The organism is Pseudarthrobacter sp. WHRI 8279, from assembly GCF_040224115.2.
GTDB lineage: Bacteria > Actinomycetota > Actinomycetes > Actinomycetales > Micrococcaceae > Arthrobacter.
The window spans coordinates 4,073,321-4,098,617 of sequence record NZ_CP168162.1 but is presented as its reverse complement, the minus strand read 5'-3'; the positions used below and the strand labels follow the sequence as shown (position 1 = coordinate 4,098,617).

Genomic DNA, 25,297 nt, shown 5'->3' with positions numbered 1-25,297 from the left:
CCGCCCGGCTATCATGCAGGTAGGAACGCTTACTTTGACGAGCACGGAGACGACCATTACAGAAGCACCGGTTCAAGACGAGGTCTACTACGGAGGCCAGGCATCCGTAGAGGAACAATTTCACGCGGAGATCACGTCCGCCGAAGCCGAAGAACGGCTTAACCCCCGCCCTGATGTCATCACGCACAAGGGCCGCATTGCGCTGATCAACCAGACCAGGACCCCTTACCAGGCCATGGTGGAAGACCTGCTGTTCGTGCGCAACGTACTGGCTAACGCGGGCCTGGCGTACCTGCTGGTCAGGGGCAACAACGACCGTCCCGTCATTGCCCTTGACTGGAAGGACCGGAAGAAACTGCGGACTGCCCTGGTGGAAGCCTGCAGGGACGAACCGTTCTACTCCATGACCGTGGATGCCAAGAAGAAGACCTCGCTGCTGGTTGCGGACGGCGAGCTTTCCTCCAACCGGCAGGCGCGCATCTTCCGCCTGTACCGCCCCCGCGTGGAGCCCAGCGGCGGTTTCGAGTTCGGATCTTCGGCTGGCGTGCAGATTGAGCTGTGGTCCTTCAAAGCCAACGAAATCAGCCTGCCGATCGAGAACTCCCTCACCCGCAGGACCCTGCTCCGCCAGGACGCCGTCCGCGGCACCGTGGAGCGGTACGGCCATACCTGGCCCACCATCGAGAACATGTTCGCCGACCACGCCAGCGACATCAGCTTCGACATCGACCTGGTGTTTTCCTGGGTGGACGGAAGCTCCCCCGAATACATTGCCGCCCGGCGTGCCCAGCAGAAGGACGTTGTCCTGGGCGAAGGCGACGACCACGAGGCCCGCTTCCGGCAGATCAACGAACTCAAGTACGCCCTCCGCTCCGTGTACATGTTCGCGCCCTGGATCCGCCGCATCTTCATCGCCACGGATTCGCCTGCCCCTGAGTGGCTGGCGGACCATCCCTCGGTGACGATTGTCCGCAGCGAGGAGTTCTTTTCGGACCCCTCCGTGCTTCCCACGCACAATTCACAGGCGGTGGAGTGCCAGCTCCACAACATCGAAGGGCTCTCGGAGCACTTCCTGTATTCGAACGACGACATGTTCTTCGGCCGGCCGGTCAGCCCGGACTTGTTCTTCACGCCGGGTGGCATCACTAAGTTCGTCGAGGCGGAAACCCGCATCGGCCTTGGTGAGAACGCGGTTGAGCGGAGCGGCTTCGAGAACGCAGCCCGCGTTAACCGGAAGCTGCTGTGGAACCGGTTCGGGCGGATCACCACCCGCCATCTGGAGCATTGTGCTGCCCCGCTGCGCCGCAGCGTGGTGGCGAAAATGGAGCGTGAGTTCCCCGAAGAGTTCCGGAAGACCGCTGCCAGCCGTTTCCGGGCTGCGGACAACATCTCCGTAACCAACTCGTTCTACCACTACTACGCGTTGCTCACCGGCCGCGCAGTAACCCAGACGGCGGCGAAGGTCCGTTACGTTGACACCACCATGAAGTCGGGGCTGAAGTACCTGCCCAAGCTCCTGGCCAAGCGGAATATGGACTTCTTCTGCCTGAATGACGGCAGCTTCCCGGAAGTGCCTGCCGACGAGCGCGCCGCGCTGGTCACCGACTTCCTGGACAAGTACTTCCCCATCAAGGCGCCCTGGGAAAAGTAGGCCAAGCGGCCGCTGCCCTGGCAGTGGGTGAATGTCCATGAAAGAGGGTCCGTGCCGCCTGCGGCACGGACCCATCCTTATTCCCCTAGCGGCTCGTGGGCAGGCCGAGCTTCCCGCTGCTCCGCTGTTTGGCGCTCTCCGGAATCCGGACCCCGGCGGCGTCCAGGCGCCGCTTTGTCTCTTCCGGGGAGACGTACTCCCCTACCGTCGTCGAACGCCCCATGGGTACCACCGAGTGCACGATGGTGTGCTCGTATACGTGGACCAGGTTGAACGCCTGGCCGCCGTCCTGGCCCCTGGTGCCCCCCACGGGGACGTTCAGGTCCTGGGTGTAGCAGCTGGCTGAAGCCACGGAGACGGGAATGCCGGCAAAGCTCGCCGTCGTCGAATAATGCAGGTGGCCGGCAAGGATGGTGCGGACATCCGAGTTCCGGACCACTGCCTCCAGCGACGCCTGGTCCCGCAGCTCCACCAGCACGGAGAGATCCAGGACTGACGGGACCGGCGGGTGGTGCAGCGCCAGGATGGTGCCGTCAGGGGCCGGAGTATCCAGTTGCCGTGTGAGCCACTCAAGCTGGGAGGTGCTGAGTTCACCGTGGTGGTAACCGGGCACGGTGGTGTCCATGGTGATGACGCGGAGCCCGTTGATGAAGTAGCTCTTGTCCACCGGGCCGTCATCGGCAGGCTCGTCCAGCAGGCCTGTCCTGAAGTTGGCCCGGTTATCGTGGTTGCCCATCGCCCAAATGACTTTGGCACCAAGCTCTTCGCAGGCGGGATCAACGATGGCCCGGAGTTTGACGTAGGCTTCAGGATCGCCCTTGTCGGCAAGGTCACCCGTGAAGATGACGGCCTCGGGCCGGGCACCGGAGGCCTTGACCTCTTCGAAGAGCTGGATAAGCCGGGCTTCGCTGTCTACGACGCCGTAAAGGGGGTCCGGACCTCCCATCAAATGGGGATCGCTCAGGTGGAGAAGGAAGTGGCGTGGCCGGGGATGTTCGGCCTCGATGTGCTCCATTGCTGCCTCTGTGGTCGGTGGGAAACGGCGCTTCCCTTGTACCCTTCAGTAAGGTTTATCCAATCAGACATTTGGCAAACTTTGGGTAAATCGCCGTGGCCGATGTGGAAAAAGATGAAAGAACTGCGCTTTTGCGTGGCTGCGTTCGGCGCAGCGGCGGTTTTTTAACCGAGGGCGTTCTCGATGGCGTCGATCACTTCCGCGGAGTCTGGTTCCACGGTCGGAGCGAAGCGGCCCACGATCTCGCCTTCCCGGTTGACGAGGAACTTCTCGAAGTTCCATTTCACCAGGCCGGGCAGCAGCCCGGTCTTGAACTTGGTGAGCTCCGCGTACAGCGGGTGCTGTCCCCTGCCACGGACATCTGCTTTGGCAGTCAACGGGAAGCTCACTCCGAAGTTCCGCTGGCAGAACTCGGCGATTTCGCTGTCACTGCCAGGTTCCTGCCCGGCGAACTGGTTGCAGGGGACGCCGAGGATCTCGAATCCGCGGTCCCGGAACTTCTCGTAGAGCGTCTCCAGCCCGGCGTACTGGGGCGTGAAACCGCAGTTGGAGGCAACGTTCACCACCATCACCACTTTTCCCTTGAAGATGCCGAAATCAGTGGCGGTACCGTCGTTCAGGGTCAGCGGGATGGGGTACAGGGGTGTCACCGGTTGCGTCCTCGGAGAGTTGTTCATGCCTGGAATTCGTTACTGGCGGACAACTGTACTGGTCCGGGCTTGGAGTTTCCTGGGTGAACGTCCGGCCGGGTCCTAAGGCTGCGGGGTTGCGTACGTTCCGGTTGGCAGCGGCTCAGGTTCGGCCGTCCCGGTCGGTGCCGGGCTCGGCTCTACTGAGTAGGTCGAAGTGGGTGCCGGGGCAGGCTCAATCGGGGAAGGTTCCACTGGCGCGGGCGCAGGCTCGACCGGTGCAGGCGGCGGTTCCACCGGGGCAGGCTCCACCGGCACGGGTGCGGGTTCTATCGGTGCGGGTTCAACAGGAACAGGTGCAGGCTCGACCGGTGCAGGCGGCGGTTCCACCGGCGCAGGCTCCACCGGCACGGGCGCTGGTTCTGTCGGTGCCGGTTCAACCGGTGAGGGCTCGATGGGTGCCGGCGCAGGTTCCGTCGGCGTCGGCGTTACTGTCTCCGTCGGGGACGGCGTCGGCGTGCCCGTACCCGTCTCCGTCGGGGACGGCGTCGGCGTACCCGTACCCGTCTCCGTCGGGGACGGCGTCGGCGTACCCGTACCCGTCTCCGTCGGGGACGGCGTCGGCGTACCAGTACCCGTCTCCGTCGGGGACGGCGTCGGCGTACCAGTACCCGTCTCCGTTGGAGACGGCGTCGGCGTACCCGTTTCCGTCCAGGTCGGGGACGGCGACGGCGTTCCCTGCCCAGCCCATGCGGTCGGCGACGGCGTGCCAGGATCCGCGGACCAGTATGGCGAAGGCGACGATGCCGGCCAAAAAGGCGAGGAGGTCGCCGTCGTCGGTTTTTTAACCCAGCGGGGAACCGGCGGAGGCTCGTTGCCCTGGCCCACGGGGATAGTCCAGGGTACCGGTCCGGTGGACGGAGCATCAGGACGGGGCAGGTACGACCGCAGGCCAGCCGCTCCGGCACTGACTGGCCGGACCGGGAGCAGGCGCCACTTCTGTGGATCGACGTGGCGCCCGTCCAGGATCGTTTCGAAATGCAGGTGGCAGCCGGTGGACCACCCGGTGGATCCTACCCAGGCAACGGCTTCGCCGGCCACGACGGAATCCCCGCTGCGGACGGCAATGGACGCCAAATGGTTGTACGTGGTGACGAGCCCGTTGCCGTGATCGATCTCGACCCGGTTGCCGCCGCCCCAGGGATGCCAGCCCGCGGCACGGACCACGCCCGAGTCAGCCGCGAACACCTGCGTGCCGCAAGGCGCCGCAAAGTCCTGGCCGAGGTGGAAATCACCTGCTGTTCCAAACAGCGGACTGACCCGGAAGCCAAAGGACGAGGACGCAGCCAGCTGCTTGAGGGGAGCCATCAGGAAACCCGACGGCGGCCTGCTCACCCCTGCCGGCTCCACGTCCAGGGGCGACGGGCCTTCCTCACCGGGGCCACTGACCAGCGGACGCGGAAAAGCGATCTCAACCTCAGGATCGCTCAGGATCGCCGCGGTCAGCGGGCCGGCAACAAGGCCGTCCAAGGTTGGCCCGGCAGCCTCCGTGCCTTCGTTCCTGTCCGGAGTGTTGCCAGTATTGGTACCAGCCGGAATCCCCACGGCACCCATGCCTGCGCCGGAACGGCTGACGGAGGCCGCGATGGTCCCAGCTTCGGGTGCCGGGGTGGAAGGGTTCACAGCCCAGACAGCCATGGCCAACACCCCGCCGGCGGCCGCAGCCCGCACAGCGGGCAGGCACAGTCCTCTGGGGCTTGTGGCGTCCTTCCCGGATACCGCGTGATTGCCCATGAGCCTGACTCCAGGACGTGACTGGCCGCCCCTGTCATGACGGTATCTCCCATGGGACCATACGTGCCGGGACCCTGGGAACCCTGCAGCGGGACACTGCGGTTTTTTTGTGGATGCCCGCTGTCCGGTCACTGCCACCAGTCCGTCCGTGCAGCACCTGGACAGTCTGGTTGTGCTTACGATTAGCCCAAAAGCAGGGTTTCCCACAGGAAGCGTGCCACCATGAAGAACATCCTGAGTCCCCTCAAGAAACGCCTCGTCCGCACGTTCAGCAACAGCCACGAGGGCGTTCCGCAATGGCAGCTCGATCTCGCAAAGGGGGACGACCCCGGCTACCACCTGCCCGGTTCCGCGGTGTGGGCAGTGCACGGTTCCATGTCGCCGATTGTGGCCGGTATCCGCACGCTGCTGATGCAGTCCCTGCACCCCGGTGCACTTGCCGGCGTCCACGAACATTCCAACTTCCGCGAGGATCCGCTGGGCAGGCTGGCTAATACGATCCGCTGGATTTTCACCGTGACCTACGGTTCCACCGAAGCTGCCGAGAATGCCTCACACAGGGTGCGCCGGCTGCACGAGGCAGTCCAGGGCAGTTACAGCGACAACCTTGGTACGCAACGCGGCTACAGTGCCAATGATCCGGAACTTGCCAGCTGGATCCATCTCGCTTTCACGGACGCGTTCCTGACCGCCCACAAAATCTGGGGTGGCGCCATACCCGGAGGCCCGGACGCCTACGTTCGGGAGTGGGGGCAGGCGGGCCGCCTGATGGGAGTAGGGGACCCGCCGCTGAGCGAGGCGGACATGCACAGGGAACTGGACCGCTGGTACAACAGCGGTGAGCTTCGCGTCGATGCCCGGGTGGCGGAGACGGTGGAGTTCATCCGGAACCCGCCCCTGAACCGGATGCTGCGGCCGGGCTACCGCATCCTGTTTGCCGGTGCGGTCTACAGCCTGGAGCCAAGGTACCGCCAGATGCTCGGACTGGCTGTTCCACGGCTGGGCCCCGTGACGCTGCCGGTGAGGCTCGCCACCAAGCTGGTGCTCGGCGTCGTACGCCTCGCACTGGGACCCAGGGGTCCCAGTGAACTGGCCGCCAGGGAACGCCTCCGCCGGCTGGGCGTGCCCGGCGCGGACGCGTGACCTGAACTGTTAAACGAAAGAACCCGGCCCCGGCAAATGCCGGAGCCGGGTTCTTAACCGGCGGAGAATGGGGGATTTGAACCCCCGAGGGCGTTAACCCAACACGCGTTCCAGGCGTGCGCCATAGGCCGCTAGGCGAATTCTCCAGCTGCTTCTGAATCAAAAGCAGATACTAGGTTACCTGATGTTTTCCGCATCGCCCAATTGACCCCTCCCGCCCGGCTGCAGATACAGCCGCGAGGACACCCAGACGGGCAGCTTCGCACCTGGGGCACCGTCCCTTAACCACGAAATGGACGCCCCCAACGCGTCCATTCCCCGGACACCGTTGAGCTGCCGGGTCCGGCCCCGTTCAGCCAGGCCACGCAGCTCACAATCTTGAGATTGCCCCATTCGGTGTATATATCAATGATCAAGGGCGCCGTCGGGATAAGCAACGGCTTTCGCCCTGCTTCCCCGTCCGGTTCCCGCAGGATGGAACCATGAACGAGCTGCACGCCCTGGTGGTTTACGTCCCGCGCTCACATACGGAACCGCTCCTCGCCGCCCTCGGCGATGCCGGCGCAGGCAGGATCGGAAAGTACTCCCACTGCTCCTTTGTCACGCCGGGAACAGGCCGCTTCACCCCGCAAGAGGGCGCCAAACCCTACCTTGGGCTGATCGGCAAGCCGGAGGAAGCCGCCGAGGACAGGATCGAATGCGTCGTTGAACAGCCCCTCCTGGGCGCGGTCATCGACGCACTGCACGCAACTCACCCTTACGAGGAGCCTGCCTTCATGAGCTGGCCCGTGGAAGGCTGGCGCCGCCCATAAGGCCGATTCGAGTCGGGCAGCAAGTTCGGGTAAAGTATCTGACGGCCCCTCATGTGGCGTCATCCTGTTGAACTCCCCCAGGACCGGAAGGTAGCAAGGGTAAACGGGCTCTGGCGGGTGCATGGGGGGTCTTTACTATTCCCCCACAGGGCGGCAGGATGTCGGCCCGGATTGGTAGGGTTTTCTCTGTGACAGTTACTACCGCCCTCTACCGCAGATACCGTCCGGATTCGTTCGCTGACGTTATCGGCCAGGAACATGTCACCGAGCCGTTGATGACCGCTTTACGGAAGAACCGGGTCAACCACGCCTACCTTTTCTCCGGCCCCAGGGGCTGCGGCAAGACCACCTCCGCACGAATCCTGGCACGCTGCCTCAACTGTGCCCAGGGCCCGACGGACACCCCCTGCGGCACCTGCCCCAGCTGCGTTGAGCTTGCCCGCGGCGGCTCAGGTTCACTGGACGTCATCGAGATCGACGCCGCGAGCCACGGTGGCGTGGACGACGCCCGTGACCTCCGCGAGCGCGCCACCTACGCCCCGGTGCGTGACCGCTACAAGATCTTCATCATTGACGAGGCCCACATGGTCACGTCAGCGGGCTTCAACGCCCTGCTGAAGATCGTTGAAGAACCGCCGGAACACATCAAGTTCATCTTCGCCACCACGGAACCGGACAAGGTCATCGGGACTATCCGCTCCCGCACCCACCACTACCCTTTCCGGCTGGTGCCGCCGGAACCGCTGATGGCTTACCTGGAGCTGCTGTGCAACCAGGAGAACGTCCCGGTTGCCCCCGGCGTGCTGTCGCTGGTGATCCGCGCCGGCGGCGGTTCCGTCCGTGATTCGCTCTCCGTCCTGGACCAGCTGATGGCAGGTGCAGGCCCCAACGGCCTGGACTACGAACTCGCCGTCGCCCTCCTCGGCTACACGCACGCTTCGCTTCTCGATGACGTGGTTGAAGCCGTGGCCGCATCCGATGCCGCCACCGTTTTCCGGGCAGTGGACCGGGTGATCCAAACCGGCCACGATCCCCGCCGGTTCGTGGAAGACCTGCTGGAGCGGTTCCGGGACCTCATCATTGTCCAGGCCATGCCGGAAAGCGCCCAGACCATCCTTCGCGGCATGCCCGCGGACCAGATTTCCCGGTTGAAGAACCAGGCCCACAACCTGGGCGCGGCCGAGCTGTCCCGGGCCGCGGACGTTACCAACACGGCGTTGACCGAGATGACCGGCGCCACCTCCCCGCGGCTGCACCTTGAGCTGCTGTGCGCCAGGATCCTGCTGCCCAGCTCCGAACAGAACGAACGCGGCATGGCGGCACGGATAGACCGTGTGGAACGCAGGCTGAACTACGCCGGTAACGACGTCGGCGCTCCCGCCGCCACGGGTGCGCCCCGCACCGCAGCTGACTCCCCCGCGCCCCCCACCGCGGCGCTTCCGGGCCACGCCCCCGCAGCGGAACCGGCTCCTCCTGCCCCAGCGCAGGCGGCTTCCGGCACGCCTGCTGGCCCGTCAACGGCTGCGGCGCCGGCCGCGTCGGGTACCGCTCCGGCACCATCAGCGCTGTCGGCTTCGCCTTCGACGCCGGTCCCGGCGTCAGCCGCCACCACCACGGCAGCTCCAGGGGTTCCAGCGGCTCCGGATCCGGTGGCTCCAGCCGCGTCGGCAGCGCCTGCTGCCGACCGCGCGGGCGCTTCTTCCCCCGCTGGCCCAGCCCGCGGCGTGACAGCTCCGCGCGTCAGCACCAATGACTGGCCCGTAGAGGACGCGACAGGGAGCGGCCCCTCATCCAACGCGCCAATTCGCCGTGAGCGCAGCGACGATGCGCCCCGCGCCAATACGGCACAGGCTGCGTCCGCTGCTCCCGGCCAGGCACAGGGTCACGGCTCCGCGCCGGCTTCCGGTCCGGGCCGGGACGCAGTAGAGGAAGCTGGTCACCGGCCAGCACCCGGCTCCGGGCCGCAGCCCACGCCCTCTCGTACTCCTGCTCCTGCTCCTGCCGCCAAGGATCAGCCGGCCCCTGCACCAGCGGCTTCCGCAACTGCTGGATCCATGGGTGATGTGGAGGTTTTGCGCCGCGCCTGGCCGGATGTCCTGCAAACACTGTCCAAGATCAAGCGCAGCACCTGGGCGCTCGTCGAGCCCAACGCGCAGGTTGCCGCTTTCGACGGCCATCTCCTTACCCTTGCCTTCACCACGTCCGGGCTTGCGGGCGCGTTCGGCCGGGCGGACCACTCAGAGAATTTGCGGCAGGCCATCCACAAGACCGTGGGCATCGACTGCCAGATCACTGCGTCAGCCGGCGGCGGCGCGCAGGCGAGCTCTGACCCAAACCCAAAAGCGCCCGCCACCCGGGCGGCCCCGGCAACGTCGGCTGACGTCGCCTGGGGGCTGGCCCCTGCACCGTCGCCGTCGCCCAATGACTCAGCACCGCAGCCGGAAAGGGCAGGCAGCACCAGTGCCGTGGCCCAGGAGAGCGGGCTGCCGGGTCAGGCTGGCCGGAACAGTACGGCCCCGCAGGCCCCGGTTCAGGACGCACAACAGCAGCACAGGGTCCCCGCGCCCGCATCGGATAACACCTGGAATACAGCCGCTGCCCAGGAACCCGCGACAGAACCCGCGGCCGCCCCGCAGAACCCTGCAAAGCAGGTTGCGGAGAAGGCAGCGGACCGGCCAGCGCCCGGGCACACGCCCGGGCAGGTCCCGGGTGCCGTAGATACCCCTGCTGCTCCGGTTCCGCACGCTGCCCCGGCAGGCGACTACTCGTATTCGGACGACGACTGGGGACCGGCCAGGGACGAAGACGCTCCCCCGCTGGATGAGGAACCTCCCATGGACTGGGACCCTTCCGCCCAGTCCCGGCCCCCGGCACCTTCAGCCGGCACCGATCCGGCCGGCACTAATTCGGCAAGTACCAGTTCACGGGGTTCGGGAGCCAGTGCCAGGTCCAGCAGGGCCGGTTCCCCACTGGCCGGTTCGTCACTGGTCAGCTCTTCCCCGGCCGGCGCCGGTGCCGGTACCGGTGCCCACAGCAACGGCCGGCCCGACGCCGATCCGGCGCCGGTTCCCGGAAGTCCCCACGATCCTTGGACCCGTGCAGTCGAACAGGCACCTGGGGTCTGGGTGGTCGGCGAGAAAAGCAACGTGGGCAGAAGTGTCTCCGCTGTCGGGCCCGAAGAGACGCCCAACCCGGCTCCGACGCCGCACTACGAACCTGCCGCCGCCCAGGTGCCGCCCTCCATCCCGGTCACCAAGGCCGGCTCCGGCCCTGGACCGGACTGGGGACTCGGGCCTTCCACACCCCCTCCGGGCAGTGGACGGCCCGGCGACGATGGTTCCGGCAACGGTGACTCCGGGGAGGCTCCTGCGTCGACGCACCCCGTGCGGGAGCCTGAGTACGCCATGGCGTCAGCCTCCCCTGCTGCTGCAGACTCGTCGGCACACGCTGCGTATGCCCCGTCAGCACCGACGCCCGCTGTGCCGTCACTAACGGCACCAGTGCCCCCGGCAGTTTCGGTGTCGTCTGCTCCTGCGCAGGCGGCTCCAAAATTGGCCGACACGGCTACGCCTGCGCAGTCGGTTTCCGCTGCGGCAGCAGAAGCGCGGCAGAGTCTGTACCAGCGCCTGTCCAACAGCCCTGAAGCAGAGGCCGGGCGTGCCAAGGCTCCGGCCAGGGCGGTTGCTGCTGCTGCCACCTACGTCCAGGACATACCCAGCGCCGACGACGAGACGATCGAAGAGTCTGGCGTGTTCGGTCGTGCCGCCGTGGAGCGTATTCTGGGCGGGAAGCTGATTGAGGAGCGCTCCCCGGACGGAAGCCCCATCACGCCGCGGTACTGACCGCGGACCGGCCAAGGCGGGGCGCACCTGCACGTCTCCGCTCTACCCGCAAACCACACCAAGCTAGAACCGAAAACCACACCAAGCTAAAGAGGGAAACGTGTACGAAGGTGCTGTCCAGGAGCTGATTGACGAGCTCGGACGCCTTCCGGGGGTGGGCCCCAAGTCCGCCCAGCGGCTCGCGTTCCACATCCTTGAGGCGGACCCCCAGGATATGAAGCGGCTTGTTGAGGCGATCACCACCGTCAAGGAACGGGTCAAGTTCTGCTCGGTCTGCGGCAACGTCACCGAGCAGGAACTCTGCAATATTTGCCGTGATCCGCGCCGGGATCCGGCCGTTATTTGCGTCGTGGAAGAGTCCAAGGATGTGCTGGCCGTGGAGCGGACACGGTCGTTCCGGGGCCGCTACCACGTGCTGGGCGGTGCCATCAATCCCATCGCGGGCGTCGGACCTGAACAGCTGCGGATCCGCGAGCTGCTTACCCGGCTCAACGACGGCGCCATCCAGGAAGTCATCATCGCCACGGACCCCAACCTTGAGGGTGAAGCCACCGCCACGTACCTGGCGCGCATGCTCAAGACAATCGGGATCACAGTGACCCGCCTCGCCTCGGGCCTGCCCGTTGGCGGGGACCTGGAGTACGCGGACGAAGTCACCCTGGGACGCGCCTTCGAGGGCCGCCGCAACGCCTTGACCTGACCGGGCACACCACTGCACACCACGGGCTGACCCTGCACCACCATTTCGCGCCCCTGGCCGCGCGGCCCACGCACGCCTGTGCCTTCCAGAAGCTGCATCCCGGGCTGAAAATGGTCACAATTCAACCCCGGGCAGCGGGCGGCGATAAACTGGGGGAAGAAGTCGCGCCATGGACGGCGTTAGTTCCCAGCGTCAGGGCCAGCACAGCGTTAAGGCTGTCTGGCCGTATTCCAATTGATTCAGTGAAGGTACGCGCATGAGTACGCCCACTACCGAAGTGCACAACGCAACGCAGCAGCAGGAGCCGCCTACCGGCCGTGCCGTAACCAAGCAGCTCATCGTGCAGAAATTCGGCGGATCTTCCGTAGCGGACGCTGACGGCATCAAGCGGGTTGCCAAACGCGTGGTGGACGCCCAGACGGCGGGCAATGAAGTTGTGGTTGTTGTCTCGGCCATGGGTGATACCACCGACGAACTCCTGGACCTTGCGGGGCAGGTGACGGACTCCGCCCCGGCCCGCGAGATGGACATGCTGCTGTCCGCGGGCGAGCGCATCTCCATGGCGCTCCTGGCCATGGCCATCAACAAGCTGGGCGCCTCCGCACAGTCCTTCACCGGATCCCAGGCCGGCATGATCACCGATGGCATCCACGGCAAGGCCCGGATCATCGACGTCGACCCCCACCGGATCCGCACCGCACTGGACAAGGGCAATATCGCAATCGTTGCCGGCTTCCAGGGCATGAGCCGCACCACCAATGAGATCACCACCCTGGGCCGCGGCGGTTCAGACACCACTGCCGTGGCCCTGGCCGCTGCGCTGGAAGCGGACGTCTGCGAGATCTACACCGACGTGGACGGCATCTACACCGCTGATCCCCGCGTTGTTCCCTCCGCCCAGAAGATCGAGCGGATTTCCAGCGAGGAAATGCTCGAGCTCGCAGCGTCGGGCGCCAAGATCCTCCACCTGCGCTGCGTGGAGTACGCCCGCCGGTTCGGCGTTCCCCTGCACGTCCGTTCCTCATTCAGCCAGCACGAAGGCACCTGGGTCATCCCCAGCGCCGAAGACAAGATCACCACACAAGAGGGAGTTGCCTTGGAGCAGCCAATCATCTCCGGCGTTGCGCACGACCGTTCCGAAGCCAAGGTCACCGTTGTGGGCGTTCCGGACATTCCCGGCAAGGCCGCAGCGATCTTCCAGGTCATCGCCGACGCACACTCGAACATCGACATGATCGTGCAGAACGTCTCCACCCACGGCACGGGCCGGACTGACATTTCCTTCACGCTTCCCATCGTGGAAGGCGCCGACGCGCTGGCGGCCCTCCATGCAGCGCAGGACCAGATCGGGTTCGAGAGCATTGAGTACAACGAGCAGATCGGCAAGCTGTCCCTGATCGGGGCGGGCATGCGCTCCCACCCGGGTGTATCAGCGACGTTCTTCAAAGCCCTCTCCGACGCCGGCATCAACATCAACATGATCTCCACCTCCGAGATCCGTATCTCCGTTGTAACCCACGCGGACCTGCTGGATGAGGCCGTCCGCGTCATCCACAAGGCCTTCGACCTGGACAGCGAAAACGAAGCCACCGTCTACGGCGGCACCGGCCGCTAGGAGACAGCGAAAAGCCGGGCCCTTTTCCGTCCATCCGGAAAAGGGCCCGGCTTTTTTGGTGCTACCTAGGGGAATGCCGGTGGGACCGGAGCCCCATCAGCCTTGCTTTTCGAGGTCTTCACGGCGTACGGCGTAGTGATGGCCGGCAGCATCGGTTTCCACAACGAAGTGCGAGAGTTCCTCTTCTGAGGCCTGTTCGAAAGCGTCGTGTTTATGTACCACCGGCGACTCGGAGTCCAGCCGCGTGGCCGGCCCGAAGAAGAACCGGAGCCTGTCGGTCAGGCTCATGAACCTGTCGACTACATGTGCCACTGTTTCCACCCCCTTCCCGGCTGTCCGGGGGAAAGAGCTCCTGCCTCCTGCTGGAGCCAGTGCCCTTATTTTATGCCTGCGGGCAGGAAAAGGCTCCCGCCCGTACCCGACTTTGGCAGGCTCAGCGCAGCGACTTGTCTTCCGGGTTACGGGGCACGACATAGGTGCTGCCGTCAGGCCGGGTAACGGTCTCCCACTGCTGGGTCTCCGCTTCGCGCTGGGCCAGCAGCCTCCGGTTTTCCTCAGTCATGTCGTGGGCCAGGGAAGAGCGGTTGGCCGGACCAAAAATTGCCCGAAGCCTGCCGGTGGCCCGCATGAAACGCTGCGAGGCGTTCTCCTCGCCCGCTGAGTTGCCCTTACCCATGAAACCGGCTCCTTATCTGACATGATTACTCCTTGAAGTTTACGCTAATAGTTAGTGCACTAACAATTGGAGGAGACATGGCCACGGCAGCCGGTATCGACACCGGGCAGGAGGAAGACCTGCTCCTGGAGCATCAGCTGTGCTTCGCCCTTACAGTGGCTGCCCGCAGCGTTGTGGGCGCCTACAAGCCCGTCCTCGAAAAACTCAACCTCACCCATCCGCAGTACCTGGTTATGCTGTGTCTGTGGGAAGCGAGTCCTCGCACCGTCCGGAACATCAGTGATGCCCTCGCGCAGGAACCGGCCACCATCTCGCCGCTGCTCCGCCGGCTTGAGGCTGCCGGCCTGATTACGCGACGGCGGGTGGACGGCAACGAGCGCGCGCTGGCCGTCGAGTTGACCGCCGAAGGCGCCGCGCTGCGGCAGGAGGCGCTCAAAGTCCCGGGAACCATGATGGAACGCCTGGGGTTGACCCGCGCACAGGTGGCCGAACTGCATACCTCCATGATGGGGCTGATTGCGGTCACCTCCGGCCAGGAGACAGATCCAATACCAGCAGTAGAATGATGGGATGACGGACAGGCCACGGTCCATGAGGAAGACGGCGCTCGCCCTGCTGCTGGCGGCAACGCTGCTCCCGGCGTGCTCCCCCGAACAGGGCGGCGGGAGCCCTTCCGGCGAACCTTCCGCAACGCCCACAGCCTCCGCCACCGCCGATCCCACCGCCAGCCCGTCCGCCGACGCCGAAACCTCCGTCCCCGCACCGGCTCCCGAAACTTCGCCTGCACCCTCCGGTCCCGGCCAGGGCAATGCCGAACTGTCCATCATCGTCACCGCAGCCGAGGGAGAACCCGAAGCGAGCTACACCCTGGTCTGCGTTGATGGGGTCCCTGCCGCCGAGAGCGTGCATCCCGGCGCGGATGCAGCCTGCTCGGCGTTGAAGGAAAACGCAGGGATGCTGGGTCCGCACACTCCGGGAACCGCACAAGCCTGCACACAGCAGTGGGGCGGCCCGCAGGAAGCCACGGTGACGGGAGTTGTGGACGGCGTCTCCGTTGACACGGCGTTTTCGCGCACTAATGGCTGTGAAATAAGTGCCTGGGATGCTGCGAGGGATGTCCTGGGTGTTGCCGGTGGAGCTTAGGCTCCTCGCGGCGGACGAATGGCAGGAGCTGGAAAAGGCCCACCAGCTGCGCGTCAGCCGCTACGCGGACCCCTACCTGGCGCGAAGGTCAGCCGGCAAGAAACATCCGGTGGAAGACTTCCTCTTCACCTACTACACCCAGAAGCCGGGCCAGCTGCGCCGGTGGCACCCCGGCGCCGGGCATGTCCTGCTGGGTGCGGAAGCGGCCGGGCGCCAAGGCTGGAAGCACTACCGGATGCTCGACGACGGCGAACTTGCCTTCCTGGGGCTCCCGGAAGGGAGCACCGCGGTCACCTTTGACCGGGATGCCTTTCTTGCCGACCGGAGCGAGGCACTCACCTTCGCGGAGATCATCCTGCGCGGAACTGCGGCCCGCCCCGCCCAGTTCGGTTGCTTCGGGCTCCACGAATGGGCCATGGTGTACCACCAGGACAGGTTCGACCTCCGCCACGAGTACCTGCAGCTGCGGTTGGGATCAGCCGGCACGGACAAGGTGGTGGAGGACAACCGGATCCGCTGCACCCACTTCGACGCGTTCCGCTTCTACACGCCGGACGCCGTCCCGCTGAATGAATTGGCGCCGAGCCGGGAGAGCCAGCGCCACCTAGAACAGCCCGGCTGCCTCCACGCCAACATGGATCTGTACAAGTGGGCCTACAAGCTGCTGCCGGCCCTGCCCAGCGACCTGGTGATGGACTGCTTCGAGCTGTCCTGGCGGATCCGCGCCATGGACATGCAGGCATCGCCCTACGATCTCGCCGAGTGGGGCTATCCCGCCATTCCCATCGAGACGCCGCGGGGCAAGGCCGAGTATGTGGAGCACCAGCGCTCCTTCGCCGCCGAAGCTGCAGCACTCAGGGAGAGATTGGCCGTTGAGCTGGACGTATTGTCCAGGACGGTTCCGGCATGATCGACCTGACCGTCAGGCTCCGGGAAGATCCTGACGCCGTCGAACACGTCTTCCGGCTGGTAGCCGACGGCGGCCGCGTCCAGCCCTCCACCACCCTGCCGGACCCTGATGCGGCCCTGGCAGCCGTGGAAAAGTACGGCGAGAACGTTTTCTTTCCCAAGCCTGGGCCACCCCGGCTCTGCACCCAGCAGTACGGCGGGCCCCAGGTGGCTGTGGTCACGGGCGCTTTCCATGGGCGCACCGTCGATTCCATGTTCTCGCGCACGGATGGCTGCGAAATCTCGCGCTGGAATGCCATGGCCCCTTTGCTCGGCGGCAGGGGCGGGGCATCCGGCGCCACCTGAGCCCTGAGAGCAAAAGACAGGATCCCAGGCGCTTCAACCGCCCGGGATCCTGTCTTTTTTCTTATTTCGTCAGGCTGCTACACCGCGGGTACGGCGTCTGCGAGCGCCACCTGCGGGGCCCCGGACGGGGCAACAGGCGCAGCACCCACCTGGACGTTGACCCAGGTCCTGATGCCGTTGCCGCCCAGGCTTAGCCGGGACAGGTAGGCGCCCTCGGACAGGCCGGTCCAGGACACAGTGGCCGAGGTGGCGGTTCCGTTGGGAGCCACGATCGGGTTGGGTTCCACAGTGAGGTTACCCGCGTCCCCAGCGAACGTCACCGCCTGCACGGAAGCGCTGGCCGGCCCGTTGTCCGGAGTGGAATACAGGTTGACGGCGAGGTAGTACGTTCCCGCGCGCGGAGACTCCAGGTCCAGGAACTCGCTCGCGGAAGCCGTCGCCACCTGGGTGGCTGTCAGACCGCCCGAACCGTTGGGCGCGTAGACCACCATGTCCCAGTCGACGTCGTCCGACGCCGCCTGGACGCCCAGGCGGGCAAAGGACGCCCCTTCCGGAACCGTCACCCGCAGGAGCGCGTTGTGCTCGTCGTTCCGGGGTGCGTACTCACCGGGAGTCTTGGTGATGGCGGTCTGGCTCAGCGGCGCCAGGCCCTCCACACCCACGTTGATCGGGCTGTCCGAACCTGACACCAGTTCCATCGTGCCGCTCCCGCTGCCCGTGGCCGAGCTGAAGGAGAAGGACGGAGCGATCTGTGCATCCACGGGCCGGATGGCGATCGGCGAGCTGACAGTGCGGGGCCCCTTCCAGGTGAGGGTGCCCGTGCTGAACTTGCCCACCGGAGCACTGGCGTTCCGGATGGTCAGGGTGACCTCGCGGGTCTGTCCGGCTTTGGCGAAGTTCAGTGCTTTCGGCTCCACCTGGATGTTGAAGCCGGGCATGCTGACCTCCGGGCGGTACATACCCGGAACCAGTGCCGTCAGCTGGCGCTTGACCTGGACTTCTCCCACCAGGCTGCCAAGCGCAACGGAGGGCACGTTCAGGTCACGGGCGGCGATGGTGCCGGCCTGCGGTGCACCCGTGTCCACACCCTGGCCGTTGAGGAAGCCCAGCCAGTCCTTGATGCCGGAGTTGTAGACCAGGCCCGGATCCAGGACCCGGGTTGAGTCGATGTGGCCGGCGCCGCCCTGGAACGGGTCGGCGTTGGGCGAGCCGTCGGCGTTGACCAGCGGGTAGGCGGTGGTCATCATGGCTGATTTCACCATGGCGGGAGACCAGCTGGGCTGCTTGCTGAGGACCAGGGCGCCGAATCCTGCAATATGCGGGGCCGCCATGGAGGTGCCCGACATGAAACCGAACTGGTCGCCGTTGTTGCCGATGGTGGATACACCCGCCAGGACGTTGACGCCCGGTGCGGCGATGTCCGGTTTCAGCAGGTCTCCGCCGGCGGCGAGGGTGGGGCCGCGGGAGGAGAAGCCGGCGATCTGCGGCGCCGGGGCCGGCGGTTCACCGGTCAGGTCGCCCTTGACCAGGCTGACGGTCAAAGCCGGGTTCGCTTCCAGCTTTGACTTCAGTTCCAGGCTCTTGGGCGCATTGACGTGGACGGTGGGCAGCACATGGTTGTCGGCGTCTTCGGAGCTGCTGGTGAGGTTCACCAGGACCATGCCGACGCCGCCCTTGTCCTGGACTTCCTGGCTCTTGGCCGTCCTGTCCACCACGCCGCGGTCGCAGACAACAACCTTGCCTGCCACCTTGGCCGCATCCAGGCTGCCGGGGCCGCAAAGGTTGGCATTGGTTACTCCCGCCGCTGCGGCCGCAGCCGCAACCACAACAGGGGTATCAGCCACTTCCGACTTCATGATGGAAGCTCCGCGGTACAGCGATCCGTCCGAAACCTTGACGGTGCCCAGCAGGTCGCTGGGGAACGTCGATGCGGCAACCGTGGTCAGCCAGGGCGAGGCATGGTTGACAGTGGACGCGGTGGGACCCGAGTTGCCGGCTGATGCGGAGACGAACACGCCTGCAGCTGCTGCATTGAGGAACGCCAGGGCTACGGGGTCGGTGGTGTTGTTGTTATTGCCCGAGATGGAGTAGTTCAGGACGTCCACGCCGTCTTTGATGGCGGCTTCCACTGCCTCGACGGAGGCCGAGGAGTAGCAGCCTCCGGTGTCGGGGTTGGTGTCTTCCCAGCAGACTTTGTACACCGAGACCTTGGCAGCAGGGGCGACGCCTGAGCTCTTGCCGAAGCTTGAGCCGTCGATCACCTGCTCCACGTTGGCGTTGCCGGCGGCCGTGGTGGCAGTGTGCGTTCCGTGGCTTCCGACGTCGACCGGTGAGATGAGTTCCTCGGGCGCCCGGTTCCCCGGGGCGACATACTGCAGGAAGGTGTCGGCGAAGTACCGGGCTCCGATGACCTTGGAGTTGCACAGGGAGCCGTCGAAGGAAGCCCCCGTTCCCTGGCCCTTCTGGCATTCACCTTCGAAGGTGGTGCCGTCAGCCTTGAGCATGGCAATCCGGCCCTCCGCGGTACGGTAGGGAACGCCTACCTGGGCGGGCCCGCTCAGCGGCTGGACCGGCTCGCCCTGCAGGAACGGGTTGTCCGGGGCGTAGCCGGAGTCGATGACGCCCACGACCACGCCCTTGCCGGCGTTCGCTTCGCCGCCGAACTGCGTGGCCCAGACCCCGTCGGGGCCGGTCAGTTTGAGGAAGTCGGTGGTGGTGTAATCCGGGGCGTTCTCCACGTCCGGGGCTACAACCAGCACGCGATCGTCTTTGGACAGCTCCATCGCCTGGGCGGCAGTGAGTTCTGCCGTGAAGCCGTTCAGTGCGGCGGTGTACTGCTTGGCCGGGGTTACCCCCTTGCTGGCAGCGACCTCCCGCTGCTGCTTGCGGAGGTGTGCGTCGTAGGCCCTGTAATTGGCGCTGCCGGCATCAAGTTTCCTGCCATTGCCGGGCTTTGTTGCTCCCAGTCCGGGCGTTTCCCCTTCGTAGGCGGCCGCTGCTGCCCCCGCCAGGACAACAATGTAGCGGCCGTCCTTGAACTCGGCGGGTGCATTTTCCGCGGCACTTACTGCCGTGTCCTGCCCGTCCGGCGCCGCGGTGGCGGGCGTTATGGCCATCGAGGTGAGGATTAGCGGCAAGCCGACGGCGAGCGCCGCTGCCTTCCGGAATCCCCCGCCCCGCGTGGGGCTCTTTCCAGTAGATCTCACATGCAAACCTTTCACGATGTACCGGCCCAGCCAGGGTGGGGGCCCGAAACGACTTGGCATGGCACGCGAAGTTACAGATCTTGTCATTTCGTGAGACCAGCCGATTCACAGAGTACAGACTGATAGCTGAATATGACATAGGACACAAACCGGAAAATTCCGCCAGTCATACATCAGCCCTCCTGGCGCCGGCCGGCAGCCGGGAGGCCGGCAAACGGGCACGAAAAAGGGCGCCCGGAAAGACGCCCTGGAACCGCGGAAAGGCCGGGGCCCGTCGCTACTGGCGTGGTGTGCGGACGACGTCGCTGATCCACTGCCGGGTCTTTTCGTCCACCGGCCCTGCCACCCTGTTCTCCCGGGCGAAACGGTCGGCTTTGATCTTTTGGAACACCATGCGGCCCAGGCCCGCGAACACTGCTGCGGCGACCATGGGCAACAGCACGGATTTCGAATTTTCAGCCATTCAGCAATCCTAGTGAAGCCGCACGTCCAACTCCACAGCACGGGGCCGGAAAGCGCCGCTGCCACATGTACGGCAACCCGGCTTCCTGCGGCTGTCCTGCCGGAACCACCCGAATACAGGCTGTGGCCGTTCGGCCGGTAGAATGGACGAGCAAGCTCGCGGAGCGCCCGTCCTCATGTCTGAACGCATTGTCTGAACTCACGGCCTGAACTGTTTAAGTCAACGTGTCCCAGGCCCGGAACGGCGTGAGACGGCACCACTCCGCTGCGCCCTTACCCAAGCTCACGCACAGGAGTTACCGGATGCCCCGGATCGTTGTTGACGTCATGCCCAAGCCCGAGATTCTGGACCCGCAGGGGAAGGCGATCGTCGGCGCTCTCCCCCGCCTGGGCTTCACCAGCTTCAGCTCTGTCCGCCAGGGCAAGCGTTTCGAACTGACGGTCGACGGCGAGGTGACCGAGGAAATTCTGGCCCAGGCACGGAATGCCGCGGAAACCCTCCTGTCCAACCCGGTAATCGAGGACGTCGTCAACGTCGAGGTCGTCGAGGCCTGACATGACTGAACTTCCCCTGATCGGCGAAGCACCTGCCGACGCCTCCGGCGCCAGGCTCGCCGGCGCCCGGATCGGCGTCGTCACCTTCCCCGGCACCCTTGATGACCGCGACGCCGCCCGCGCCGTCCGCCTCGCCGGCGGCACCGCCGTCGAACTCTGGCACGCAGACACCGGGCTCGGCGACGTGGACGCCGTGGTGATTCCCGGCGGGTTCTCCTACGGGGACTACCTCCGCGCCGGCGCCATCGCACGCTTCGCCCCGCTGATGACCAAAATTATCGACGCCGCCAACTCGGATGCCAAGCTGCCGGTGCTCGGTATCTGCAACGGCTTCCAGATCCTCACGGAATCGCACCTGCTGCCGGGGTCCATGATCAAGAACGACCACCTGAAATTCATGTGCCGCGACCAGGTCCTCCGCGTCGAGAACAGCAACACCGCCTGGACGCTGGACTACGAGGCGGGCCAGGAGATCACTATCCCGCTGAAGAACCAGGACGGCCAGTACATCGCCGATGACAAGACCCTGGACGCCCTTGAGGCCGAGGGCCGCGTGGTGTTCCGCTACGTGGGCTTCAACCCGAACGGCTCCCGCCGGGACATCGCCGGCATCTCCAACGCCGCCGGCAACGTGGTGGGCCTCATGCCGCACCCCGAGCACGCAGTGGAGGTTGGCTTCGGCCCCCAGTCCCTCGATGGGATCGGCGGGTCCGACACCGACGGCCTCGGCTTCTTCACCTCCGTCCTGAACAAGATTGTGGGAGGCGCCAAGTGACCACGGAAACCACCAAGAAGTTCAACATCGACACCGTCGAGCATGCTGCGAAGACTCCGGACACGGAGCTTCCCTGGGCCGAGCTGGGCCTGAAGCAGAACGAATTCGACGAGATCGTCAAGGTCCTGGGCCGGCGCCCCACCGGCGCCGAGCTGGCCATGTACTCCGTCATGTGGAGCGAGCACTGCTCCTACAAGTCCTCCAAGAACCACCTGCGCCAGTTCGGCCAGAAGGTCACCGAGGAAATGAAGAAGGACATGCTGGTGGGCATCGGCGAAAACGCCGGCGTGACCAACCTCGGGGACGGCTGGGCCGTAACCTTCAAGATCGAATCGCACAACTCGCCGTCGTTCGTTGAGCCCTACCAGGGTGCCGCGACCGGCATTGGCGGCATTGTCCGCGACATCATCTCCATGGGTGCCCGCCCCGTTGCCGTGATGGACCCGCTGCGTTTCGGCGCCATCGACCACCCGGACACCGCACGCGTCATGCACGGCGCCGTCGCGGGTATCGGCGGTTACGGCAACTCCCTGGGCCTGCCGAATATCGGCGGCGAAATGGTGTTCGACTCCGTCTACCAAGGCAACCCGCTGGTCAACGCCCTGGCCGTGGGCGTCATGCGCCACGAGGACATCCGCCTGGCCAACGCCTCCGGCAAGGGCAACAAGGTGGTCCTCTTTGGTGCCCGCACCGGCGGCGACGGCATCGGCGGCGCGTCCGTGCTGGCTTCGGAGTCCTTCGACGACACCAAGCCGTCCAAGCGGCCCGCCGTCCAGGTGGGTGACCCCTTCGCCGAGAAGGTCCTGATCGAGTGCTGCCTGGAGCTGTTCAAGGGCTCCCTGGTTGAGGGCATCCAGGACCTGGGCGCCGCAGGCATCTCCTGCGCCACGTCTGAGCTGGCCTCCAACGGCGACGGCGGCATGCAGGTTGAGCTGACGTCCGTCCTGCTGCGCGACCCCACCCTGACCCCGGGCGAGATCCTGATGTCCGAGTCGCAGGAACGCATGATGGCCGTGGTCACGCCGGAGAACGTCAAGGCGTTCGAGGCCGTCATGGAGAAGTGGGCCGTGGAGTACTCCTGGCTGGGCGAAGTGACGGACACCGGCCGCCTGATCATCACCTGGGAAGGCGACGTGATTGTCGACGTCGATCCCCGCACCGTGGCACACGACGGCCCCGTCTACGACCGTCCGTACGCCCGGCCCGAGTGGCAGGACGCCGTCCAGGCCGACACCTTCACCGGTTCCGTCCAGGACGCAGGCCGCCCGGCCGCGCCCGGGGAACTGGCCAAGGCCGTCACCGAACTGGTGGCATCGCCGAACATGTGCTCCAAGGACTGGATCACTAACCAGTACGACCGCTACGTGGGCGGCAACACCGCCCTGGCCTTCCCCGACGACGCCGGCGTGGTCCGCGTCGACGAGGAAACCGGCCTGGGCGTTGCCCTGGCCACCGACGCCAACGGCCGCTACACCTACCTGGATCCGTACCACGGCGCGCAGCTGGCCCTGGCCGAGGCCTACCGCAACGTGGCCACCTCCGGCGCCGTGCCCATGGCCGTCAGTGACTGCCTGAACTTCGGATCCCCCGAGGATCCGGACGTCATGTGGCAGCTCGCCGAAGCCATCCGCGGCCTGTCCGACGCGTGCATGGTGCTGGGCATCCCGGTCACGGGCGGCAACGTGTCCCTGTACAACCAGACGGGCACCACGCCCATCCACCCCTCCCCTGTGGTGGCAGTGCTGGGCAAGCTCGACGACGTTGCCCGCCGCACGCCGTCGGGCTGGCGTGAGGATGGCCAGGCAATATACCTGCTGGGCACCACCGGCGCTGAACTGGATGGTTCCGAGTGGGCCAACATGCGCGGCCACCTCGGCGGGGAGCCGCCCAAGGTCGACCTCGAAGCCGAGCGTGCCCTGGGCGAGATCCTGATCAACGCCTCACGCGACGGCATGATCGACTCGGCGCACGACCTCTCCGAGGGCGGCCTCGCCGCAGCCCTGGTGGAGTCCTCGCTGCGGTACGGCGTAGGCGCCCGGATCGCGCTGCAGGATGTCCTGGACCGGGACGGCGTGGACCTCTTCACGGCGCTCTTCTCCGAGTCCCAGGGCCGTGCCATTGTGGGCGTGCCCCGCTCCGAAGAAATCCGTTTCACGGACATGTGCACCGCCCGCGGCTTCGCGCACACCCGCATCGGCGTGGTGGATGCAGCCAGCGGCACCCTGGAGATCAACGGCGTGGAGAGCCTGCCCCTGGACGCCCTCCGCGCAGCACACGAAGGGACCCTGCCGAAGTACTTCGGCTAGTCCCCCGGGAAACCGCGCCTGATTCGGACACGTGCACCCCAGGCCAGGGGTGCGGATGTCCGGACCAGGCGCGGTTTTCTCATGTGGGCGCGCGGTTAGTCCTCGCTGTGGTGGTCACGCTGCCGGGCACTAAGGAGTTCGAACTCCGGCCTGGCCGCCACAAAACGCTCGACGGCGTCCAGCACCTCCACGAGGTGGGCTCGGTCGGCCGCCACCAGGCCGGCGCCCACCTGCGAACGCCGGTACTGGTCGTGGTCCCCCACCTCGGCAACGGAGACGTCGAACCGCCGCCTGATCTCGGCGAGCAGCGGCCTGACCACGGAGCGCTTTTCCTTCAAGCTTTGGACGTCGCCCAGGAGGATGTCGAATTCGATCCAGCCGATCCACATGGGACCAGCCTACCGATGTGCCGAGGCTCTCAGATGGTGAGTTCGCCCATCCGGTCCCAGCCTTCGCCGTCGAGCTGGCGGCTGATGATCCTGGGTGTCTCGGCCAGGGCCTGGGGCATGTCCGCCATGGCCTGCTTGAAGTGCGCGCTGTTGACGTGGTCCCCCGCGGCGTCGTCCTTGAAAGCTTCCACCAGGACGAACTCGTTGGGATCGTCCACGCTGCGGGACCAGTCGAACCACAGGTTTCCCGGTTCCTGCCGCGTGGCCTGGGTGAAGTCGGCCACCAGGTCGAGCCAACGCTCCGACCAGTCGGGCTTGACCTTGAACTTGACGACAATGAAGATCACGTGGGCATTCCTTCCGAGGCGAGACTGCGTGCCCCTTCAATGTACCGGGACGTCACGTGGCGCTGTGCGGCACGGGTGACCAGTCCGCCGGCAGCGTAGAACCAGTTGGCTGGCTTGCTGAACGCCTGGATCCGCAGGAGCACCTCCCCGCGGCCGTTGATCTCCACTTCGAAGGATTCCTCCCCCCGCGCCGGATGCCCGGGCAACGTGCCGTAGCCGAATCCTGATGACTGCGGCATCCCCCCGGGCGCAGGCTCCCGGACCCACACCACCTCGCAGGGTGCGTTCAGCCGGAAAGGCCCCGCGCCGAAGCCGCTGACCACCCGCGCCCCCGGCACCGCCACAGGTGAATCGGCACGGACGCGGAGCCCTGCCCGCCGCTGCAGTTCCCACCCAAGGATGCCTGCAGCCACCCACCGGTACACCTCCATGCCCGTGCCCAGGAACGTTTCCTCCAGGACACGCGGGTACCCTGCCGGGGCGGTGCCCCGTTCGGTGCTGCCAATCCCGGGATAGTTGAGCCCGCTCGCGGCCAGCCTTTTCTCAGCCACGTGCTCCACCTGCCGATCCGCTCAGCCGCGCCCATCCCAGCTGCTCCTGCTGCTTCCTTCCCAGGCCTGCCACCACGAGGTCGTAAGAGTCCTCCACCATGTCCCTGACCATGTCGTCGGGAAGTCCCCCGTCCAGCCGGACACCGTTCCAGTGGGTCTTGTTCATGTGCCACGCCCCCGTGATTTCCGGGTGTGCGGCGCGGAGCTGCACCGCCAGGCCCGGCTCGCACTTGAGGTTCACGTAACCGTCCGGGCTCATCGATGACAAGGCGAAGACCTTGCCTTGGTTCTGGGAACCGCCGGCGCTTACCTTGAAGACGGCGGTCTCCGGCCCGAAGGGATAATCCTCGTACGCGCCGGGGAAGGAGAGGCAAACTTTCCGCAGTGCGTCTGGGTCCATCCACGAAGCCTATAAAGCCATCGCCTCCGGTG

24 protein-coding genes, 1 tRNA gene, 1 other RNA gene and 1 pseudogene are annotated in these 25,297 nt (G+C 65.9%); 14 read left to right on the top strand and 13 right to left on the bottom strand.

The features are described from left to right. Positions 1-13 precede the first annotated feature (13 nt). The gene (locus ABRP28_RS18860; protein WP_350000801.1) at positions 14-1,651 is read left to right on the top strand and encodes a stealth family protein; all 1,638 of its coding nucleotides are present in this window, start codon (positions 14-16) and stop codon (positions 1,649-1,651) included. Between the two features lie 85 nt (positions 1,652-1,736). On the opposite strand, the gene ABRP28_RS18855 is transcribed toward ABRP28_RS18860, so the two are convergent. The 4 genes and pseudogenes from ABRP28_RS18855 to ABRP28_RS18840 form a co-directional block, all read right to left on the bottom strand. Further along, positions 1,737-2,666: a phosphodiesterase gene (locus ABRP28_RS18855; protein ID WP_350000803.1), complete on the bottom strand. Its 930-nt coding sequence runs from the start codon at positions 2,664-2,666 to the stop codon at positions 1,737-1,739. A gap of 164 nt (positions 2,667-2,830) precedes the next feature. Further along, the gene (locus tag ABRP28_RS18850; protein ID WP_350000805.1) at positions 2,831-3,316 is read right to left on the bottom strand and encodes a glutathione peroxidase; all 486 of its coding nucleotides are present in this window, start codon (positions 3,314-3,316) and stop codon (positions 2,831-2,833) included. A gap of 415 nt (positions 3,317-3,731) precedes the next feature. Continuing rightward, positions 3,732-4,109, bottom strand: a complete 378-nt coding sequence (locus ABRP28_RS18845) for a hypothetical protein (RefSeq protein WP_350001610.1) — start codon at positions 4,107-4,109, stop codon at positions 3,732-3,734. 200 nt (positions 4,110-4,309) lie between these two features. After that, positions 4,310-4,663: pseudogene (locus tag ABRP28_RS18840) on the bottom strand (M23 family metallopeptidase); the annotation flags it as partial. Positions 4,664-5,311: 648 nt separating this feature from the next. On the opposite strand from ABRP28_RS18840, the gene ABRP28_RS18835 reads away from it, so the two are divergent. Next, positions 5,312-6,232 (top strand): oxygenase MpaB family protein, encoded by a 921-nt coding sequence (locus ABRP28_RS18835; protein WP_350000806.1) that lies wholly within the window; start codon positions 5,312-5,314, stop codon positions 6,230-6,232. A 61-nt stretch (positions 6,233-6,293) separates the two neighbouring features. On the opposite strand, the gene ABRP28_RS18830 is transcribed toward ABRP28_RS18835, so the two are convergent. After that, positions 6,294-6,378, bottom strand: a tRNA-Ser gene (locus ABRP28_RS18830). A 336-nt stretch (positions 6,379-6,714) separates the two neighbouring features. Here ABRP28_RS18830 and ABRP28_RS18825 point away from each other — a divergent pair. From ABRP28_RS18825 to ABRP28_RS18805, 5 genes are all read left to right on the top strand, one after another. After that, positions 6,715-7,044: a hypothetical protein gene (locus tag ABRP28_RS18825; RefSeq protein ID WP_350000809.1), complete on the top strand. Its 330-nt coding sequence runs from the start codon at positions 6,715-6,717 to the stop codon at positions 7,042-7,044. Between the two features lie 40 nt (positions 7,045-7,084). After that, positions 7,085-7,181, top strand: an RNA gene (ffs, locus tag ABRP28_RS18820) — signal recognition particle sRNA small type. A 51-nt stretch (positions 7,182-7,232) separates the two neighbouring features. Next, complete coding sequence (locus tag ABRP28_RS18815) at positions 7,233-10,886, top strand: DNA polymerase III subunit gamma and tau (protein ID WP_350000811.1); 3,654 nt, start codon at positions 7,233-7,235, stop codon at positions 10,884-10,886. A 100-nt stretch (positions 10,887-10,986) separates the two neighbouring features. After that, positions 10,987-11,586 (top strand): recombination mediator RecR, encoded by a 600-nt coding sequence (recR, locus tag ABRP28_RS18810; protein WP_066273645.1) that lies wholly within the window; start codon positions 10,987-10,989, stop codon positions 11,584-11,586. Between the two features lie 256 nt (positions 11,587-11,842). Next, the gene (locus ABRP28_RS18805; RefSeq protein ID WP_350000813.1) at positions 11,843-13,201 is read left to right on the top strand and encodes an aspartate kinase; all 1,359 of its coding nucleotides are present in this window, start codon (positions 11,843-11,845) and stop codon (positions 13,199-13,201) included. 96 nt (positions 13,202-13,297) lie between these two features. Here ABRP28_RS18805 and ABRP28_RS18800 read toward each other — a convergent pair whose 3' ends face one another. Together ABRP28_RS18800 and ABRP28_RS18795 are read right to left on the bottom strand one after the other, a co-directional pair. Beyond that, positions 13,298-13,513 (bottom strand): hypothetical protein, encoded by a 216-nt coding sequence (locus tag ABRP28_RS18800; RefSeq protein ID WP_350000815.1) that lies wholly within the window; start codon positions 13,511-13,513, stop codon positions 13,298-13,300. Positions 13,514-13,634: 121 nt separating this feature from the next. Next, positions 13,635-13,877: a hypothetical protein gene (locus tag ABRP28_RS18795; protein ID WP_350000817.1), complete on the bottom strand. Its 243-nt coding sequence runs from the start codon at positions 13,875-13,877 to the stop codon at positions 13,635-13,637. 77 nt (positions 13,878-13,954) lie between these two features. On the opposite strand from ABRP28_RS18795, the gene ABRP28_RS18790 reads away from it, so the two are divergent. Genes ABRP28_RS18790 through ABRP28_RS18775 form a run of 4 tightly spaced genes read left to right on the top strand, consistent with a single transcriptional unit; the run spans position 13,955 to position 16,274 of the window. Further along, positions 13,955-14,443, top strand: coding sequence for a MarR family transcriptional regulator (locus ABRP28_RS18790; RefSeq protein ID WP_350000818.1), 489 nt, complete (start codon positions 13,955-13,957; stop codon positions 14,441-14,443). 4 nt (positions 14,444-14,447) lie between these two features. Continuing rightward, a complete protein-coding gene (locus ABRP28_RS18785) occupies positions 14,448-15,020 on the top strand; it encodes an SSI family serine proteinase inhibitor (RefSeq protein WP_350000820.1) in 573 nt (190 codons plus the stop codon). Further along, on the top strand, positions 14,992-15,930 hold the full coding sequence (locus ABRP28_RS18780; protein WP_350000822.1) for a 3-methyladenine DNA glycosylase: 939 nt from the start codon (positions 14,992-14,994) through the stop codon (positions 15,928-15,930). The genes ABRP28_RS18785 and ABRP28_RS18780 overlap by 29 nt, the downstream gene beginning before the upstream one ends. Next, positions 15,927-16,274, top strand: a complete 348-nt coding sequence (locus tag ABRP28_RS18775; protein WP_350000823.1) for a serine protease inhibitor — start codon at positions 15,927-15,929, stop codon at positions 16,272-16,274. Before ABRP28_RS18780 ends, ABRP28_RS18775 begins: the two co-directional genes overlap by 4 nt. Positions 16,275-16,351: 77 nt before the next feature. Here the strand turns inward: ABRP28_RS18775 and ABRP28_RS18770 are convergent, their stop codons facing one another. Continuing rightward, the gene (locus tag ABRP28_RS18770) at positions 16,352-19,390 is read right to left on the bottom strand and encodes a S8 family serine peptidase (RefSeq protein WP_374152989.1); all 3,039 of its coding nucleotides are present in this window, start codon (positions 19,388-19,390) and stop codon (positions 16,352-16,354) included. 367 nt (positions 19,391-19,757) lie between these two features. Continuing rightward, positions 19,758-19,943 (bottom strand): hypothetical protein, encoded by a 186-nt coding sequence (locus ABRP28_RS18765; RefSeq protein WP_231455478.1) that lies wholly within the window; start codon positions 19,941-19,943, stop codon positions 19,758-19,760. A gap of 302 nt (positions 19,944-20,245) precedes the next feature. On the opposite strand from ABRP28_RS18765, the gene purS reads away from it, so the two are divergent. Genes purS through purL form a run of 3 tightly spaced genes read left to right on the top strand, consistent with a single transcriptional unit; the run spans position 20,246 to position 23,578 of the window. Beyond that, complete coding sequence (gene purS / locus ABRP28_RS18760) at positions 20,246-20,497, top strand: phosphoribosylformylglycinamidine synthase subunit PurS (protein WP_045730009.1); 252 nt, start codon at positions 20,246-20,248, stop codon at positions 20,495-20,497. A 1-nt stretch (position 20,498) separates the two neighbouring features. Then, on the top strand, positions 20,499-21,272 hold the full coding sequence (gene purQ / locus ABRP28_RS18755; RefSeq protein ID WP_350000827.1) for a phosphoribosylformylglycinamidine synthase subunit PurQ: 774 nt from the start codon (positions 20,499-20,501) through the stop codon (positions 21,270-21,272). Further along, positions 21,269-23,578 (top strand): phosphoribosylformylglycinamidine synthase subunit PurL, encoded by a 2,310-nt coding sequence (gene purL / locus ABRP28_RS18750; RefSeq protein WP_350000828.1) that lies wholly within the window; start codon positions 21,269-21,271, stop codon positions 23,576-23,578. Before purQ ends, purL begins: the two co-directional genes overlap by 4 nt. 95 nt (positions 23,579-23,673) lie before the next feature. On the opposite strand, the gene ABRP28_RS18745 is transcribed toward purL, so the two are convergent. The 4 genes from ABRP28_RS18745 to ABRP28_RS18730 are packed head-to-tail and all read right to left on the bottom strand — an operon-like array spanning position 23,674 to position 25,265. After that, positions 23,674-23,967 carry a DUF503 domain-containing protein gene (locus tag ABRP28_RS18745; RefSeq protein WP_350000830.1) on the bottom strand — a complete coding sequence of 98 codons (294 nt, stop codon included), beginning with the start codon at positions 23,965-23,967 and terminating at the stop codon, positions 23,674-23,676. 29 nt (positions 23,968-23,996) lie between these two features. Then, positions 23,997-24,314 (bottom strand): putative quinol monooxygenase, encoded by a 318-nt coding sequence (locus ABRP28_RS18740; protein WP_231455482.1) that lies wholly within the window; start codon positions 24,312-24,314, stop codon positions 23,997-23,999. Further along, the gene (locus ABRP28_RS18735) at positions 24,311-24,865 is read right to left on the bottom strand and encodes a DUF1990 domain-containing protein (protein ID WP_350000832.1); all 555 of its coding nucleotides are present in this window, start codon (positions 24,863-24,865) and stop codon (positions 24,311-24,313) included. The genes ABRP28_RS18740 and ABRP28_RS18735 overlap by 4 nt, the downstream gene beginning before the upstream one ends. Then, positions 24,858-25,265, bottom strand: a complete 408-nt coding sequence (locus ABRP28_RS18730) for an MmcQ/YjbR family DNA-binding protein (protein ID WP_350000833.1) — start codon at positions 25,263-25,265, stop codon at positions 24,858-24,860. Before ABRP28_RS18730 ends, ABRP28_RS18735 begins: the two co-directional genes overlap by 8 nt. Positions 25,266-25,297 lie beyond the last annotated feature (32 nt).

What these genes read in the sequence shown, in the direction of transcription:
- ABRP28_RS18785 (WP_350000820.1), top strand. Translation starts at nt 14,448, where the DNA reads ATGACGGACAGGCCACGGTCCATGAGGAAGACGGCGCTCGCCCTGCTG.
- ABRP28_RS18765 (WP_231455478.1), bottom strand. Translation starts at nt 19,943, where the DNA reads ATGGCTGAAAATTCGAAATCCGTGCTGTTGCCCATGGTCGCCGCAGCA.
- purQ (WP_350000827.1), top strand. Translation starts at nt 20,499, where the DNA reads ATGACTGAACTTCCCCTGATCGGCGAAGCACCTGCCGACGCCTCCGGC.
- ABRP28_RS18805 (WP_350000813.1), top strand. Translation starts at nt 11,843, where the DNA reads ATGAGTACGCCCACTACCGAAGTGCACAACGCAACGCAGCAGCAGGAG.
- purS (WP_045730009.1), top strand. Translation starts at nt 20,246, where the DNA reads ATGCCCCGGATCGTTGTTGACGTCATGCCCAAGCCCGAGATTCTGGAC.
- ABRP28_RS18745 (WP_350000830.1), bottom strand. Translation starts at nt 23,967, where the DNA reads ATGTGGATCGGCTGGATCGAATTCGACATCCTCCTGGGCGACGTCCAA.
- ABRP28_RS18855 (WP_350000803.1), bottom strand. Translation starts at nt 2,666, where the DNA reads ATGGAGCACATCGAGGCCGAACATCCCCGGCCACGCCACTTCCTTCTC.
- ABRP28_RS18770 (WP_374152989.1), bottom strand. Translation starts at nt 19,390, where the DNA reads ATGGCCATAACGCCCGCCACCGCGGCGCCGGACGGGCAGGACACGGCA.
- ABRP28_RS18790 (WP_350000818.1), top strand. Translation starts at nt 13,955, where the DNA reads ATGGCCACGGCAGCCGGTATCGACACCGGGCAGGAGGAAGACCTGCTC.
- ABRP28_RS18835 (WP_350000806.1), top strand. Translation starts at nt 5,312, where the DNA reads ATGAAGAACATCCTGAGTCCCCTCAAGAAACGCCTCGTCCGCACGTTC.
- ABRP28_RS18730 (WP_350000833.1), bottom strand. Translation starts at nt 25,265, where the DNA reads ATGGACCCAGACGCACTGCGGAAAGTTTGCCTCTCCTTCCCCGGCGCG.
- ABRP28_RS18775 (WP_350000823.1), top strand. Translation starts at nt 15,927, where the DNA reads ATGATCGACCTGACCGTCAGGCTCCGGGAAGATCCTGACGCCGTCGAA.
- ABRP28_RS18795 (WP_350000817.1), bottom strand. Translation starts at nt 13,877, where the DNA reads ATGGGTAAGGGCAACTCAGCGGGCGAGGAGAACGCCTCGCAGCGTTTC.
- ABRP28_RS18860 (WP_350000801.1), top strand. Translation starts at nt 14, where the DNA reads ATGCAGGTAGGAACGCTTACTTTGACGAGCACGGAGACGACCATTACA.
- ABRP28_RS18825 (WP_350000809.1), top strand. Translation starts at nt 6,715, where the DNA reads ATGAACGAGCTGCACGCCCTGGTGGTTTACGTCCCGCGCTCACATACG.
- ABRP28_RS18780 (WP_350000822.1), top strand. Translation starts at nt 14,992, where the DNA reads ATGTCCTGGGTGTTGCCGGTGGAGCTTAGGCTCCTCGCGGCGGACGAA.